This window comes from Nocardiopsis gilva YIM 90087, assembly GCF_002263495.1.
In the GTDB taxonomy this organism is placed as follows: domain Bacteria; phylum Actinomycetota; class Actinomycetes; order Streptosporangiales; family Streptosporangiaceae; genus Nocardiopsis_C; species Nocardiopsis_C gilva.
The window spans coordinates 558,194-572,688 of sequence record NZ_CP022753.1 but is presented as its reverse complement, the minus strand read 5'-3'; the positions used below and the strand labels follow the sequence as shown (position 1 = coordinate 572,688).

At 68.8% G+C, this 14,495-nt stretch carries 13 protein-coding genes and 1 tRNA gene; 6 read left to right on the top strand and 8 right to left on the bottom strand.

Features of this window, described 5'->3' with window-relative positions; all coding sequences use genetic code 11:
- The first annotated feature begins 35 nt into the window (after positions 1–35).
- Positions 36–722 (top strand): TetR/AcrR family transcriptional regulator, encoded by a 687-nt coding sequence (locus tag CDO52_RS02895; RefSeq protein ID WP_017621647.1) that lies wholly within the window; start codon positions 36–38, stop codon positions 720–722.
- Positions 723–1,302: 580 nt separating this feature from the next.
- On the opposite strand, the gene CDO52_RS02890 is transcribed toward CDO52_RS02895, so the two are convergent.
- The 4 genes from CDO52_RS02890 to CDO52_RS02875 form a co-directional block, all read right to left on the bottom strand.
- Positions 1,303–1,376 (bottom strand) — tRNA-Pro (locus tag CDO52_RS02890).
- 67 nt (positions 1,377–1,443) lie between these two features.
- The gene (locus tag CDO52_RS02885; protein WP_232524369.1) at positions 1,444–4,500 is read right to left on the bottom strand and encodes an AfsR/SARP family transcriptional regulator; all 3,057 of its coding nucleotides are present in this window, start codon (positions 4,498–4,500) and stop codon (positions 1,444–1,446) included.
- Between the two features lie 113 nt (positions 4,501–4,613).
- Positions 4,614–4,844 (bottom strand): hypothetical protein, encoded by a 231-nt coding sequence (locus CDO52_RS02880; RefSeq protein ID WP_017621649.1) that lies wholly within the window; start codon positions 4,842–4,844, stop codon positions 4,614–4,616.
- 45 nt (positions 4,845–4,889) lie between these two features.
- Entirely contained in the window at positions 4,890–5,111 is a 222-nt protein-coding gene (locus tag CDO52_RS02875) for a hypothetical protein (protein WP_017621650.1), read from the bottom strand.
- 361 nt (positions 5,112–5,472) lie between these two features.
- On the opposite strand from CDO52_RS02875, the gene CDO52_RS02870 reads away from it, so the two are divergent.
- The 3 genes from CDO52_RS02870 (at position 5,473) to CDO52_RS02860 (ending at position 7,703) form a co-directional block, all read left to right on the top strand.
- Positions 5,473–6,174 carry a hypothetical protein gene (locus tag CDO52_RS02870; protein ID WP_017621651.1) on the top strand — a complete coding sequence of 234 codons (702 nt, stop codon included), beginning with the start codon at positions 5,473–5,475 and terminating at the stop codon, positions 6,172–6,174.
- Between the two features lie 5 nt (positions 6,175–6,179).
- Entirely contained in the window at positions 6,180–6,794 is a 615-nt protein-coding gene (locus CDO52_RS02865) for a hypothetical protein (protein WP_017621652.1), read from the top strand.
- A 264-nt stretch (positions 6,795–7,058) separates the two neighbouring features.
- Positions 7,059–7,703 (top strand): hypothetical protein, encoded by a 645-nt coding sequence (locus CDO52_RS02860; RefSeq protein ID WP_017621653.1) that lies wholly within the window; start codon positions 7,059–7,061, stop codon positions 7,701–7,703.
- Positions 7,704–7,713: 10 nt separating this feature from the next.
- Here CDO52_RS02860 and CDO52_RS02855 read toward each other — a convergent pair whose 3' ends face one another.
- Positions 7,714–8,994, bottom strand: a complete 1,281-nt coding sequence (locus CDO52_RS02855) for a hypothetical protein (protein WP_017621654.1) — start codon at positions 8,992–8,994, stop codon at positions 7,714–7,716.
- 183 nt (positions 8,995–9,177) lie between these two features.
- Here CDO52_RS02855 and CDO52_RS02850 point away from each other — a divergent pair, with 183 nt between their 5' ends.
- Positions 9,178–10,098: an NUDIX hydrolase gene (locus CDO52_RS02850; RefSeq protein WP_094932188.1), complete on the top strand. Its 921-nt coding sequence runs from the start codon at positions 9,178–9,180 to the stop codon at positions 10,096–10,098.
- 31 nt (positions 10,099–10,129) lie between these two features.
- Here CDO52_RS02850 and CDO52_RS02845 read toward each other — a convergent pair whose 3' ends face one another.
- The gene (locus CDO52_RS02845) at positions 10,130–10,933 is read right to left on the bottom strand and encodes a PhzF family phenazine biosynthesis protein (protein ID WP_026126389.1); all 804 of its coding nucleotides are present in this window, start codon (positions 10,931–10,933) and stop codon (positions 10,130–10,132) included.
- A gap of 295 nt (positions 10,934–11,228) precedes the next feature.
- Between CDO52_RS02845 and CDO52_RS02840 the strand changes: the two genes are divergently transcribed.
- On the top strand, positions 11,229–11,660 hold the full coding sequence (locus CDO52_RS02840) for a hypothetical protein (protein ID WP_017621657.1): 432 nt from the start codon (positions 11,229–11,231) through the stop codon (positions 11,658–11,660).
- Positions 11,661–11,759: 99 nt separating this feature from the next.
- Here CDO52_RS02840 and CDO52_RS02835 read toward each other — a convergent pair whose 3' ends face one another.
- Together CDO52_RS02835 and CDO52_RS02830 are read right to left on the bottom strand one after the other, a co-directional pair.
- Positions 11,760–13,049 carry an activator-dependent family glycosyltransferase gene (locus CDO52_RS02835; RefSeq protein ID WP_017621658.1) on the bottom strand — a complete coding sequence of 430 codons (1,290 nt, stop codon included), beginning with the start codon at positions 13,047–13,049 and terminating at the stop codon, positions 11,760–11,762.
- 40 nt (positions 13,050–13,089) lie between these two features.
- On the bottom strand, positions 13,090–14,340 hold the full coding sequence (locus CDO52_RS02830; RefSeq protein ID WP_017621659.1) for a cytochrome P450 family protein: 1,251 nt from the start codon (positions 14,338–14,340) through the stop codon (positions 13,090–13,092).
- Between the last annotated feature and the right edge of the window lie 155 nt (positions 14,341–14,495).

Below are 14,495 nucleotides of genomic sequence, written 5' to 3'. Positions count from 1 at the left end.
GGAACCACCAGCCGATACGCGAGGAAGAGGAGTCCATGGCCGCCGACCCAGCCCGCCCCCTCGGGCGCCGAGAACGAAACAAGCAGAGGGTCAAGGACCGCCTCTACGCTTCAGCCCTGTCCCTCTTCGCGGAGCAGGGCTACGACCGGACCACCATCGATCAGATCGCCGAGCGCGCGGATGTAGCGCGTGGCACATTTTTCAACTATTTCCAGCGCAAAGAAGATCTGATCACCGCCTGGGCCGACGCCCGCACACAGCAGCTGGCGCTCCGTATGGAGAAATCGATGCGTTCCGAGAACGATGACGTGACCGTCCACTTGGAGCGGTGCATGGCCGCACTCGCGGAGTTCAACGAGACGGAGCGCGACGTCACCTCGGCCATGCTCCAAGCCTGGGTCAAGGCAGGCCGCCCGCTCGTCGAAGACCAGCAGGCGGGCAAGATCTTCGCCGGCATCATCGAGGCCGGACGCGAGCGTGGTGAAGTCGCCATCGACGTCGACCCCACGCGGGTCGGCAACGTGCTTCGCGACGCTTACCTCGGCCTGCTCTACCGCTGGTCACAGAACCCGGAGCCGTACGTGCCACTCCACAACGACCTCCGCGAACTCCTCAGGGTCGTGCTCACGGGGGTCCTGTCCTACTCCCCGCATGGCCGCGGGGCCCCCACGATCGGCACGAGCGGAGCCGCGGACCACGAATCGAACACGACACGCGACTGAACAGGTCACCACCCCAGCCACGACGCCGACAGCCACCGGTCGGCCGCGGCAGCGGATCCACGACCGAATCCGTCCACCGGAACGAGGGCTCCCTCCCGGTACCCGCACGGAAACCGACGGGATGGATGCCCTCGTCCCTCGTCTCCCGAAGAAACCCGACCGACGGAGCGCACCAGCCGCCTTTGCCCCGTTCGGCAACCAAAGCAAAACGCCGGTCCGCGACGACCGGCGTTCTGTTTGGGCGGGGTGGCGGGATTCGAACCCACGGTCTTCTTCGAGCATGCCGAACCATTGGCGTTGCCCGGCGCGAGCGCTGGGCGCAGCTCGCCAAACGCACGCACGACCCCAGGAGGGGCGGGTGTTCTCATCAAGGTGCGGGTATCCGCCCGCTGCCCAGAGACCGTCGTACGCGCTACAGGCGGCCATGGCCCGGCAGTGCCCGGCGGCGCGCTCTCTCGGCGCACACCGCGAACCATTGACGTACGCGTGACGCCCGGACATGAAGAAGGGGCAACCCCCGGACCCTTTTCGGTTCCGAGAATCGCCCCTCTGACCAAGAACAACGTCCTTGGTCGCTCTGTCGGGGTGGCGGGATTTGAACCCACGACCTCTTCGTCCCGAACGAAGCGCGCTGCCAAGCTGCGCTACACCCCGAAGCAACGTTGAACAGTCTAGCGGACTCTGAAGGGTGCTCGTGACCGCGATGGTGAGGGAAAGTGGGTCAGGCGTCGCCGCGGAGGTGGTGGAGTTCGGCCTGAGCGGTGTCGGCCTCGGGGACGCCGAGGTCGGCGAAGATCCTTGCGGCGGTGGTGAGGTGATCGATGGCCAGTTCGCGGTCGATGGTGTCCGGCGGCAGCGTCCCGAGTCCGAGCAGGGCGCGACCTTCGGCGTAGCGCTCCTTGCGTTCGCGGGCGAGGTCGAGGGCCCGCACGTGGGAGTCGCGGGACTCCTCGTAGCGGCAGGCTCGTGCGTAGGTGACGCCGAGCTCGTTAAGGATCTCGGCGTCTCCGCTGTGCTGTGCTGACGCCTCACCGACCTCGAGGGCAGCGTGGTGGGCATCGATTGCGGCGTCAAGGTCACCGGACTCCCGTAGGGCGACTGCGAGCCCGTTGCGCGCGTAGAGCTCCTGCGCCTGCGATCCTACGAGGTGCGCCGTCTTCAGTGACTGCTCCAAATGGCGGAATCCCTCGTCGAGGTCGCCCGTGGCCACCTTGACCTCTCCCAGGATGCGCAAGAGGTCGGAACCGCCATCAGACTGATCGTCAGACTGGATCCGCAGCGCGATCTCACAGAACTCAACAGCCTTGGGATAGTCCCCCAGCATCTGGTAGATGAGCGCGATGTTGGTCCGCTGCATCACTTCCAGTTCGCGGTCCGCCACGGACACGGCGTGCTCGAGGACCTTCCACATGCACGACAGCGCATCGTGAAAGCGTCCGATCCGCTCGTACGCCATAGAGAGATTGCCGTAGGCCCGGACCTCCCCCCGCTCGTCGCCGATCCGGGTCACGATGTCCAGGGCGTCGGTCAACAATCGAATCGATAGCTCGAACCGCCCGGCCAGGCAGTGCGAGATCCCCAAGCCAATCAGGGTGATCGCGCTCCCGCGCTCATTATCCTGAGCGCGGCTGATGTCCAGCGCCTTCTCCTGGATGCTGATGAGGAGTTCGGTCCGCCCCTGAAACGCGTAGAAGCGCCATATGGCATCGGCGAGCTGCCACGACTCGTCTCCGGCCCCGCTCGAGGCGAAGAAGTCGACGGCGTGAACCAAGTTCTCCTGATGCACATCGAACCACGCCACCGCCTCGGCGCGGGTGGCGAGCTCCTTCCTGTAGCGAGACACCGTCGTCTCGACCCGCTCGTAATTGTGCCCTCGCGGCCCCATGAAGTCGGCCGCACACTGCGACATGTCCAGATAGTGTTCGGACATCCGCCTGCGCGCCGCTTCGACGTCGTCCTTTGGAAGTAGCGCCAGCGCCTTCTGCCTGGCGTAGGCCCCGATGAGGTCGTGGAACCGATAGACGTCGACGACAGGCTCCTCCAGCAGACAGACGCTCACCAGTTCTTGGAGGAGGTCGTCCGCCTCGGGCGGTTCGCACTCCAGCAAAGCGGTCGCCCCGTGCAGGTCGAGGCTGCTGCCGATCATCATGCCAATGTAGAGAAACGTACGTTGCTGGACCTCGTTCAAGCTCTGGTACGAGAGCTCGAAGACCGCTTCCACGCTCTGCCCGTCGACCCGCAGTTCACGGAATCTGCGTTGATGTTCTCGCAGGCGCTGATCGACATGGGCGAACGTCCACCTCGGCCGGCTGAGCATGCGTCCGCCGACGATACGAATGGCCAGCGGAAGACCCCCGCACAGACGGGCGACGGATTGCGCCTGTTCAGATTCCTGCTTGACCCGATCCGACCCGACCATCGCGGAGAACAGCTGGAGCGAGGACTCCTCGTCCAGCATGCCGAGCGAAATATAACGGGCCCCGCTCACGATAGCGAGATCATGACGCGAGGTCACCAGCGTCAGAGATCCCGGAGCCGCTGAGAGTAGCGGGCTGACCTGGGCGAGGCTGTACGCGTTGTCCAGCACGACCAAGACACGCTTACCAGCGAGCATCGCCCGCCACAGCGCCGAGCGCTCGTCCACCGAATCCGGAATCGCGTCGGGTTCCACCCCCACAGCCCGCAGCAGGATTCCCAGCGCGGCGACGGCCTCCAGCGGCTTCTGATCGACGGTGTATCCGTAAAGATCTACGAATAGCTGGCCGTCCGGATAATGCTCGACGAGTTGATGGGCCGAGTGAACGGCCAGCGTCGTCTTTCCAGCTCCTCCCGGGCCAGTGATGACGAAAACATCGGAGCGGCCAGTGTCCTGCCGTCCGATATCGAGCAATTCCTGCAGGGCATGGTCCCGGCCGGTGAAGTCAGGGATATCACGAGGCAGATCGTTGCGTGGCACGATTTCCGGAGAGCGCTCCTCGGAGATCGACCCGGTGTCCGACGAGACGGAATCCGGCCGAAGGTCGCCACCGTCAACAGAAATCGCGGGTTTGACGATCCCCGCATCCGCGTCCTTCAAAATCCGCTCGTGAAGCTCTATGACGTCCGGGCTCGGGTCCACACCGAGTTCCTCGGCCAGATGCTTCCGCGTTTCGTGGAACTCCGTGAGTGCCGACGCTCGCTGCCCGCTGCGGTACAGTGCCGCGATCAGCAGGTAGTGCAGGCGTTCCCGCAGTGGGTCTTCGCGCACCAGAGGTGTCAAGCGCGTGATGATCTCCGAGTAGAGGTGGAGAGAGAAGGCACATTCGGCCCACGCCGTTACCGCAGCCCAACGTTCTTCAATCAGCGGTCGGCACACCGAGTACCAGAGGTGGTCAGATCCGGTTCCGGAGAATGGCTGGCCACGCCAGCAAGACAGTGCCGAGTTCCACAGGACGACCGCCTCTGCCGGATCTCCGCTTGACTGGGCACGCGCCACGAGATCGCGGAACCTGTGGAGGTCGACCTTGCTGGGATCGACCTTCGCCAGATACCCACCCGCAGTCGTCTGGATCACGTCGGGAAATGATCGACGCAGGTGGGAAATCTGCACCTGAATAACCGAACGGGCGGTGCGAGGCGGGTCATCGTCCCAGAGGTAATCGATCAGACGTTCGACGGTCACCTCTTTCCCGACATCGACGAGGAGGGCGCCCAGCACACAACGCTGCCTCGGCCCACCGACGGGGACCGCTTCACCCTCCGACCAGGCCGAAATCGGACCGAGAACACCAAATTCCACAAATGGCACTGTAGCAAGGCCATTTGTGGTGACGGAATATAACGTCGCCGTACCCCACGGGCCACCCCCTCCCGCGTGCACCGGGGCACGGCGCCGACTTTTGCCGGAGGCCGTCAGGAACCGACCTTCTCGGGCTCCTCCTCTTCCCTCCGCACGGGTTCTCCCCGCCTCTCACGGGGCGACTCCTCGTCGTGCTCATTCGGAGCCGGGAACGGGTCGATCTCGTGCTCGATTGGTTCCTTGAACGGCGCCGCCTTCGCGATCACCGGCATCTCGAGTCGCGCGGTGATCGCCGCGAACTCCGCCTCTACGTTGATCCCCCCAGCAGCCATCAGCTGCGCCATATGTGCTCCTCTGTCCTGAAGATGATCTTGTCAGGACTCAGAACCCTACGGCCAGTCGACACCGAGGTCGTCTAGCTCTTCCTCATCCCCCCAGGGCTCCATGTCCTCCTCACGAGGAACGCCGTCGCTCATGGGGTCGATCTTCCCGGTCACCAGGGCCCCGAGCCGATATCCCCCCGGATCGGCCGTTCCGGCATCCCCGCCCAGTAGACCCGCCACGATCTCCTGAAATTCGATGTCGACACGGCCTGGCTCGGTGACCAACATGTCACTTCCTCTGTTCTCACTGGTGACCGGGAAGATTCGGTCCCTACCGACGGACTTCCCCCCTGGATGAACGCCGGACCGGTACCCGCAGGCCGTCCTCCTGCGGGGAACCGGTCTCGCCGAACATGTTTCACACTAGGGCGGACGCCTTGCGGGCCGCTTTCAGTTCACTTACGGCCGCCGGGACAACAGAGAACAGGAAATAAATCAGTCCATCCAACGAACTCCAGGCCTCCCTAAACACACTGGGCATCACTCTTTGTCCGCCCCCGAACACACTGCACACATATTCGCTGAGCCCCGGATATCGCAGGAGGCACCAAGAGAACGCCCGTATCCGCCTGCGCCTACACTTCTGCCCGTGGCACACCATGGGCTCGACCTCCGCAACGGGCTGGGACACATCCCGCCCCGCGTGCTCATGCTGCGCGCCGCCCTGGCCACTACGGGCGTCATCGTCGCCGCCCTCCTCATCCTCATCCTGTGGGCGCAGGGCGGGCTCGATTCAGCCGAGGCGACGGGCCCGACGTCTCCCGCTGGAACCACTGTTCGCAACGACCTCTTCACCATTACTCCGCACACGGCAGAGATCGTCACCAACACCGATACCGGCGGCAGCGAGCTGCGGATCCACGCCGACCTCGTCTCCCACCACACCGATCCCGTCTACAGCTCTGCCGTGCTGGGAGCGCTGGAACCTGACCTGGCCCCCGCGAAGCTCGAGACCGAGTACGGCAGCATCGCGTTCGAGCGCCGCCCGGACAGCACCGTCGGCAAGATCCAGCCGGAGATGCCCGAGAAGGCCCTGCTCAGCTGGCCACTCGCCCGTCCGGACGGTGACTCCGACTCCGATGACGAGTCCGAGTCGATCGACGAACTCCTCGACATGGACAAGCTGCTGGAGCCCCCGGACGATGTCTCCGACCAGGTCGCCCGCGTCGACCGCGTGACCCTGACCGTCCTGGACGCGCAGCTCTCCGCCGGATTCACCGACCAGAGTGAGCGCTGGTTCCCCGGCGACAAGCCGGTCGGCCGCGTCACCCTCGCACTCGGCGCGGAGTGACCAGCGTGCGCGACATCCCCACGACACCGGCGCGCCGTGCGCTGACGGCCGCCGCGAGCCTGGTCCTCATCGGCCTGATCATCGGGGCCCAGTCACTGATCCCGTCCTCCGATGAGCAGACGGATCCGATCGCCTACTCCGGCGAGATCGGCGCCACCGTGGACGCGCACCGGTTCACGATCGAGGTGGACAAGGTCCAGTTCGCCCGCAGTGTCTACGACAGCAAGGACTACGGCGACACAACGCCCATCGAGGCCAACGGGATCTGGGTCGTCGCCTGGGCGACTCTGACCTCCACCCGCGACACACTGACCACCGTCACCGCCGAACTCGACACCGGCGGCGACTCCACCTATGCCGCCAGCACCTGGCTGTTCAACGCCTACGGCGGCATCGGCTCGTCCCTCGGCCCCGGGATTCCGACCCGCGGCGCCTTCGTCTTCGAGCTCCCCGAGGAGCGGCTCGTGGACCCCACACTCCAGGTCGGCGTGGCCCGCGGCCCCGGATCGCGGCTCCAGGCCCAAGCCGACATCCACCTGGGCCTGAGCGGTGACGCACTCGCCGCGAGGATCGACGCGGCGGAGGACTCCGTGCCCATCCCACCGATCGAGACGCGGTAGAGGACGTCGGCCATGCATCCCCAGGATCCCCGACGGTTCCGGCATCCCCAGCGCGGTTCGCCGCCCCCGGGCGGTGGTCCGCCCGGGGGCGCGCCGACGGGCGGTGGCGGACCGCGTCCACCACATCCGCCGTATCCTCCGCGGCCGATGCCGCCGCAAGCGGCGCACGGCCCGCGCGGACCGCACCGCCCCGATCCGCGACGGCCCGACCCGCGCCCCGGACCACGGAGCGCTGTCCGGCGCCGCGCCGGGGCCCGGCATGTCATGCCCTGGTGGCGACGCGTCCACCTGCCCTACGTGCTGGCGCTGTGCGTGCTCCTTCCTCCGGCCGTCGGCGTCCCCTGGTGGCTGGAGCGGCAGGCCATGCTCGATCAGGGCACCATGCCGCCCTCCCCGGCCCTCGTCTCGGGTTCCACCGCCGACCTCGCGGGCAGCGAGTGGGAGCTGCGAGGGATGGCCGTCGGTGAATCCGGAGCCACCGCGGGGCCTCCCGAGGGCACCGAGCTGGTCGACGCAGTCTTCCGAGTGACCCCGAGCGACGACACCGCCTCCGAGCTGCTCGAATCGTCATGCCGCTTCCGCGTGATCGACGCCCGCGACCGGTCCTGGGAACCCACCCCGTCGTTCTCCGGCCGGGAGATGCCCGAGGACGTCATGACTCCGTCCTTCGGCGGCTGCACCGACCCCGACCGCGAGCGGATCGCCGCGGGCAGCGACCAGAGCCTGGTGGTGCCTTTCCTCGTTCCGAAGGACGCGGTGGACTCGCTCCGCTTCGAGGTCCGCGTTCCCACCAGCACGAAGGCCGACGCTCCCAAGCCCGCCGCCGTTCTCTTCCCCCATCCCGACCGTCAGGTGAACGAGAAAGAGGAGACAGCCTCCAGGGGCGACGGCGCCGACGCGTCCGATTAGCTCCGACCACCTACCCCAGCCGCGTGGAGCGCAGTGCCCGCCGGCCCGCGCTGTCCGCGCCCACCCGGCGCAGCATCACCTCGAACGTCGCCGCGAGCAGGCACACCCGCAGCAGCTCGTGCAGGCCGCTCACCACGAAGTCGATCGGCGTCAGCCACTGCCACCACCAGCCCAGGAAGTCCGCCGGGCCGATCAGCACGTAGATCCCCCGCCGCAGCCACCCGAAGGCCGCCTCCAGCAGCACGTAGTAGAGGCAGAACGACAGGTAGAAGACCGGATTCAGGCGCAGGACGAAGCGGAACGCGTTGAGGAACGGCGTGTACTTCTCCCGCACATCGCGCCCGGCGACCCTGCCGACCCGACGCATCAGCCGCGGTGTCCCCGCGATTGCCCGCCCGACCGCCGTCTCCTCACGGTCCTCGTCGAACAGCGACTCGGGCCGGTCGATCTCGGCGCGGAAGATCACCGCGGCGATGGTCAGCCACAGCAGCGGTTCGAAGAGTCCGTCCTTCAGATACCCCCACACCGTCCCGATCGCGGCCAGCAGCGCCAGCACGCTCGCTTGGATCGGCAGCGAGGTCATGTCGCCCAGCCCGTCCAGCGCGGCGAGCACGACGTTCTGCACCTCGACCCAGACGACCCGAGTGGTCAGCCACTCCTTGGCGTCGTCGAGCAGCTGCGCGACGGAGAAGACCGCCGCGAACATCCAGATGCCCTCGAACAGCGCCGTGAGCACCCCGAGCACCTTGGTGCCGCCACGCTTGTAGAGCTGCTCGCACACCGTCCGGAGCACCAGCGCGACCACCGCGATGACGAGCGGCGTACCGAGCGGGTCGTAATCCTGCGCCAGCCACGCGTCCAAGCCGCGGTCGTTCAGCAGCGCGACGCTGTACCGCCGGTACTCGTCGGCGAGGAGCCCCCACCCGCTGTAGAAGAGCAGGAACGGCAGGATGGCCATCGTCACCGCGTCGACGACGTGCCGTTCCCGATCACCGAACGTCGCGCGCCGTGACAGCCGCATCCCGACGAGTTCGGCGTCCACCGTGGGCATGCCGGGCCGCAGCAGGTGGAACATGATGATGGTGGTCGCCAGCGTCACCAGGACCGCCAGCCCCAGGCCGAGGAGGGCCAGGGCGGCGTCGAACCGGGACGCCCACACCATGCCCCGCAGCAGCATGCCGTGCAGGAACGTCCCGACCGTGTACACGCACAGCAACGGAGCCCAGTACCGCCTCGCCAGGTCGAGGGTGTACAGGGGCAGCTTCGCAGCGGACGTCGCCAGCCTGACCATCGGAGGCATCCTAGCCGCGGGGTCCCACCCGGGTGGAGTCGTGCTGAGGGTGGTCAGCGCGGCCGCGAACCGGCACCCTGGACGACGGGGGCGTCGGCGGGGCTCCGGGCTCGTGGGCCGCGCCGCCCCCGATGCCGGGAGGATCGATGCCGGAGCGTGTGCCGCTCTGGGGCAGGAGGTCGGATGAGCGCAGGTGACGGCGACGGCTGGGTGCGGCTGCCCGACGGTTCGCGGCGCTGGGGTCGCTACGGTGCCTCGGGGCTGTTGCTCCACGCCGAGGACACCGGCAACGGGAGCGGTGGGCACGTGCTGCTGCAGCTCCGGGCCATGTGGGGCCATATGGGCGGCACGTGGGGAATGCCGGGCGGTGCCCTGGACAGCGGCGAGTCGTCGGTGCAGGCGGCGCTGCGCGAGTTCGGCGAAGAGGTCGCCGGGGACCTGGGCGAGGTGGCGTTGAACGGCGTGCACCGGCAGGACCACGAGGTCTGGCGGTACGACACCGTGCTGGCGCACGCGGCGCACCGTGCGGACTTCGCGCCGGGCAACGCCGAGAGCACGGCGATCCGCTGGGTCGCGATCGACGAGGTGGAGCGGTTGCGGCTGCTGGGCCCCTTCCGCGACATCTGGCCGCAGCTGCGCGCCGCCCTCGCGCAGCGGTTGGAACTCGTCGTGGACGGCCCGGCCGTTCTCCGTCACCGCAAGGGGGAGGAAGCGGAGACGGGGAGCGGATACGACGGCGGCGAGGCAGCGCGACGGCTCCGCGACGAGCTCGCCGACCTCGCGACGGCCGGAATCGACGGCGCGGTGCTGCCCGCGGCGCTGCCGCTGACACCGCTGCATCGCTGGTTCCCCCGCGTTCGGCTGGTGGTCGACGCCGCAGCGGGCTCGCTGCCGTCGGTGCCCGGCGTGGCGGTGGTCCTGTCGGCGGGCCGCGGGGATGGTGCCGATGACGGCGGCCGACGCCGCTCCCTGAACGGTGCACACGCCGCCGGCACCCTGGTCGTCACTGCGCCGTCCGAGGTGGGCGGCCACCGCGGTGCGGTAGCGGTGGTTCCTCCCGAGTGGCTGGCGGGTGCCGCGGGGGCGACCCGTGCTGTGCGCTGAATCCCCCCACGGCACTCGCCGGTGACCCGGACTACGCCCGTAGCTCCCCTTCGCTGACGGTCACGGCCGATCCCCCGATGAAGACGCGGTCCGGCGCGGCCGTCGGTGTCTCCAGGTAGAGCCGTCCCCCGCGCCGCGAGCACTGGAAGGCGGAGAAGGAGGTCCGCCCCAGGTGCTTGGCCCAGTACGGAGCCAGCACCGTGTGCGCGCTGCCGGTCACCGGGTCCTCGGGGACTCCGACCCGCGGCGCGAAGAAGCGCGACACGAACGCGTCCGGCGATCCCTCGTCGGCGCGTGCGGTGACGATGACGCCCCGGCACTCGAATCCGGCGAGCGCGGCCAGGTCGGGCGTGAGCCCGCGCACGGTCCGCTCGTCCGCGACCTCGACCAGGATGTCGCAGGTTCCGGCGGTTCCCGTCCACACCGGCGCCGCGCCCAGCGCTTCGGGCAGCCCGTCGAAACTCTCGGCGGTGGGCACGTTGGCCGGGAAGTCCATCCACAGCCGCCCCTCGCGCGGGGTCACGGTCAGCACGCCGCTCGACCGCGTCGCGAACCGGATCGGCCCACTCGCCGCGTCCTCGACGAGCGCGTGGGCGGCGGCCAGCGTCGCGTGCCCGCACAGCGCGACCTCGACGGCGGGGGTGAACCAGCGCAGCTCGTAGTCGGCGGTGTCACCATCGGCGGGAACGACGAATGCGGTCTCGGCGAGGTTGAACTCGGCGGCGACCCGCTGGGCCCAGGCATCGTCGTACGGACCGTCCAGCACCAGCACGGCGGCGGGGTTGCCGGCGAACGGCCGGTCGGCGAAGGCATCGATCACACGAAAGCGACTCATGCCAGCCGAACGTATCGCCCGGCCTCTTCGCCCGCCTCTCCCGGGCACTTCCTTCCCCGCCCACTCGTTGAGCGAGGCGAACGAGACAGTGACGAAGAGACTGAAGTTTCGGATGGCCGCGGGGATGTGCCCCGGTCGGCACCGAACAAATGGACGCGAAGGGTGCACGACGCGGCGTCAGGGGTAAGTCAGGGATGTGCCCTGATGTGCCGACCGGTGGTGCGGGGCATGCTGGAAGGACACAACCCGGCCATGGGCCGAAGTCGAGCACCGCTCGCGAGCTGAAGGAGCAGACATGACGCTGGAGCGCGGCAACGCATTCACTCCCGTCGCCTCGGCGACGATGATCTGGCCTTGGGGGACGGCTGTCGCCGCCGGAGCGGTCACCGGGGTCGGTTCGTTCCTGCTGAATACGAGCCTCTCGGCCGGGCTCACCACCGGTATCTTCTTCTTCGCCCTGGTCGGCGGCGCCGTTGCGCTGCTGGGGAGCAAGGGCGACCGCCGTGCCCGCCGCTACGCGGGCACCTACCCGTGGCGCTTCGCGTCCGCTCCGGCGCTGCTCGGTGGCGGAGGCGTCGCGGTCGTCACATACGCGATGGCCATCATCACTAGCGGAGCGTTGATCAGCGGCCTGTTCGACGCGTTCTTCGCCGGCCTTTCCACGGCCGCCGTGCTCTGGGTCATCCTCGGCATCATCGCGATGGTCGCCGGGAACCGGTCGTCCTGATCGCGGGCCCGGGTCGGTGCCGACCCGGCCACTGACACCGGGGAGCCCCGGCGGAGGAGACGGTCCCCGCCGGGGCTCCCCGGTTTTTCGCGCCGCGGCTCACCCACCGATGGGCCCGACAACGGGGTCCCGGTGCCGCAGAGCGAGGTGCTCCAGTTCCGCGACGAGCTCGGCCGGGGTGGGCTCGGACAGCTTCTCGCGCTGCAGCCGCTGCGCCTCGCGGGCGTAGGACGGCTCGTTCAGCATGGCGATGACGCCGTCGCGCACCCCTTCAGGGGTGAGGTCGTCGGGGCGAATGAAGATGCCCGCCCCTGTCTCCGCGAAGACGCGCGCCTTGACCGGCATGTCCCACTGGTCGGCGACCATGAGCTGCGGCACCCCGTTGATGAGGGCGGAGCCGAAGGCGCCGGTGCCGCCGTGGTGGATGATGGCCGAGCAGGTCGGCATCAGGGCGTGCAGCGGCACGAAGGGGACGGCCCGGGTGTTGGCGGGCACCCCGCCGAGCTCGGCGACCTGGTCGTCGTCGAGCGTCGCGATGAGCTCGATGTCGAGGTCGGCCATGGCCTCCATGAGGTCGGCGACCGAGACCGCGTTGCCGCCGAGGCCCTCACGGGCCGTCAGCCCCAGGGTGAGGCAGACGCGCGGCTTGTCGACCGGTTCGCTCACCCAGTCGGGCACGGAGGCGGGTCCGTTGTAGGGCAGGTAGCGCATGCCGATCGTGTGCGGCTCGACCGGAAGGCGCATGCTCCTGGGGATCGTGGCGTCGATCGTCAGGTGGCCGGTGGACACGTTGTCGGCGTAGGGCGTGTCGAACCGGTCCAGGGTCCAGGTGAGCCATTCGGCGAGGGGATCCTCGTGGTGCGCGGCCGGCTGCTGCGCGCGCAACCGCAGGAAGTGCCGACGGGCGCTCTCGTGGAAGTCGAGCGACCAGAGCACGCGCGCGTGCGGCACCCCGGCGGCGTGCGCCGCGATGCCCCCCGCGTAGAAGAGCTGCTCCCAGATCACCAGGTCCGGCTGCCATTCGCGGGTGAAGGCGACCAGGTCGTCGATGGTGGGGTCGTTGTTGATGAGCGACAGCACCAGCGAGGTGGCCACCGTCTCGAACCCGAGCACGTCATCCCAGGTGAGCGGGGCCTCCATGTCGTCGGGCATCCGCGGCGCCTGCACGTCGGCCTGGCCGGTGCGGTTGACGATGTGGTCGCGGAGGTCGCTGATGGCGTGGTCCTGGCCGACCGGTGCCGGGACCATGCCGGAGTGCAGGATGGCCTCGGTCAGGGCGGGCTGGCTGGCCACCCGCACCTCGTGTCCGGCGGCGGCGAGCGCCCAGGCCAGGGGGACCAGGTTGTGGTAGTGCGACGCTACGGAGAACGACGTCAGGAGAACGCGCATCGTATGTTGCTCTTTCCTACGGTGAGGCGGGGTCGTGGTGTCAGGACGCGGACGCGGGGAGTTCCAGCGGGCCGCGGGTGACGGGGGCGCGACGGCGGTACACGACCGGGCCCGTACGGCGCAGCCGCGGCAGGTACTCGACGAGCGTCCGCAGTGCGACCTCGGCCTGGAGCAGGGACAGCGGCTCCGCGACCTCGCGGTGTCCGCCGCCGGGGAACGCGCTCGGGTGCGGAGCGGGGGAGGCGTGCGCGCGGGTGAGGTCGAATCGGTCGGGTTCGGCGTGGAGGGCGGGGTCGCGGCCGAGGGCCGCCGTCGCCACGACGACGTGGGCGCCGGCCGGGACGCTCTGCCCGCCCACCTCGGTGGCGGTGCGCGCGACGCGGGCCTCCAGTTGGATGGGCGGGTCGTAGCGCAGCGTCTCGTGCACGGCGGACTCCGCGAGATCGGGGGCGTCGCGCAGCCGCTTCCACTGGTCGGGATGGTCGAGCAGGGCCCGGACCGCGTTCCCGATGAGGTTGACCGTCGCGGTGACGCCCTCGGCGGCGAGCAGAGCCCGGACGGTCGCCATGTCGGGGCTGTCGTCCGATGTCCCGCCGAGGAGCGCGCGCAGCTCGGTGGCCGCGGAGTCGAGGTCGCGCACGGTGGTCAGGCGCTGCGGGGCGAGCAGGCTGTCGGGCAGCACGGCCAGCCGAGCGCAGAGGTCGGCGAAGCGGCCGCGGTCCTCGTCGGCCACGCCGAGCACGCAGGCGGTCACAGCGACGGCCGCGGGGCGGGCGAAATCGGCCACCAGGTCGAACCCTTCGGCCGTGGTGAGCCGGTCGGCGAGATCGCGATGGGTCTCCTCGACAGCGGAGCGGTGACCCTTGACCGCGTCGGCCCCGAACAGCGGTTCCCACAGCTCGCGCAGGCGGTCGGCCTCGCTGTGCTCAATGCCGGTGAGCCCGGCGGCGAAGAAGGGGAGGGCCTGCGGCTCGACGCCCCGCCCGTCGGCGGCGGCCACGCCGAAGGCGTCGCCGCTCAGTACCGTTTCGGCGACAGCGGGATCGGCCGTCACCCAGCTGCCGACCATGCTGAGGTGCAGCGGGCCGCGCTCGCGCACGGCGGCGTACAGGGGGTGGGGATCATCGGCCTGTCCGCGCAAAACCTGGGCATAGGCGTCCCCTTGGGAACCGAAGTACCACTGCAGTGCCCGGGTGGTGCCCAGGTGGAATCCCAGCTCGCTATCGGTGACATCGGAAACGTCGTGGTCCAGAAGTTGTCGGATGACCGTGTTCTCGCGGCCTTTCGCCATTGGTCTTCTCTCCTCGTCGCCGTAACCGTTGAAAATTCGCTCTCATGCAGCCGTCCGGTGTTCGGAGTAATCGACCACGGAACACGGCGGGGCCGACTATCGGTCGTGATAGTCGTCAACGATTCGGGGGTCGGATAGCGAACCCCCCACTCCGC

Excerpts from the sequence above, each read along its gene's own strand:
- CDO52_RS02845 (WP_026126389.1), bottom strand. The coding sequence starts at position 10,933 with ATGAGTCGCTTTCGTGTGATCGATGCCTTCGCCGACCGGCCGTTCGCC.
- CDO52_RS02835 (WP_017621658.1), bottom strand. The coding sequence starts at position 13,049 with ATGCGCGTTCTCCTGACGTCGTTCTCCGTAGCGTCGCACTACCACAAC.
- CDO52_RS02830 (WP_017621659.1), bottom strand. The coding sequence starts at position 14,340 with ATGGCGAAAGGCCGCGAGAACACGGTCATCCGACAACTTCTGGACCAC.
- CDO52_RS02840 (WP_017621657.1), top strand. The coding sequence starts at position 11,229 with ATGACGCTGGAGCGCGGCAACGCATTCACTCCCGTCGCCTCGGCGACG.
- CDO52_RS02860 (WP_017621653.1), top strand. The coding sequence starts at position 7,059 with ATGCCCTGGTGGCGACGCGTCCACCTGCCCTACGTGCTGGCGCTGTGC.
- CDO52_RS02850 (WP_094932188.1), top strand. The coding sequence starts at position 9,178 with ATGAGCGCAGGTGACGGCGACGGCTGGGTGCGGCTGCCCGACGGTTCG.
- CDO52_RS02880 (WP_017621649.1), bottom strand. The coding sequence starts at position 4,844 with ATGGCGCAGCTGATGGCTGCTGGGGGGATCAACGTAGAGGCGGAGTTC.
- CDO52_RS02855 (WP_017621654.1), bottom strand. The coding sequence starts at position 8,994 with ATGGTCAGGCTGGCGACGTCCGCTGCGAAGCTGCCCCTGTACACCCTC.
- CDO52_RS02895 (WP_017621647.1), top strand. The coding sequence starts at position 36 with ATGGCCGCCGACCCAGCCCGCCCCCTCGGGCGCCGAGAACGAAACAAG.
- CDO52_RS02875 (WP_017621650.1), bottom strand. The coding sequence starts at position 5,111 with ATGTTGGTCACCGAGCCAGGCCGTGTCGACATCGAATTTCAGGAGATC.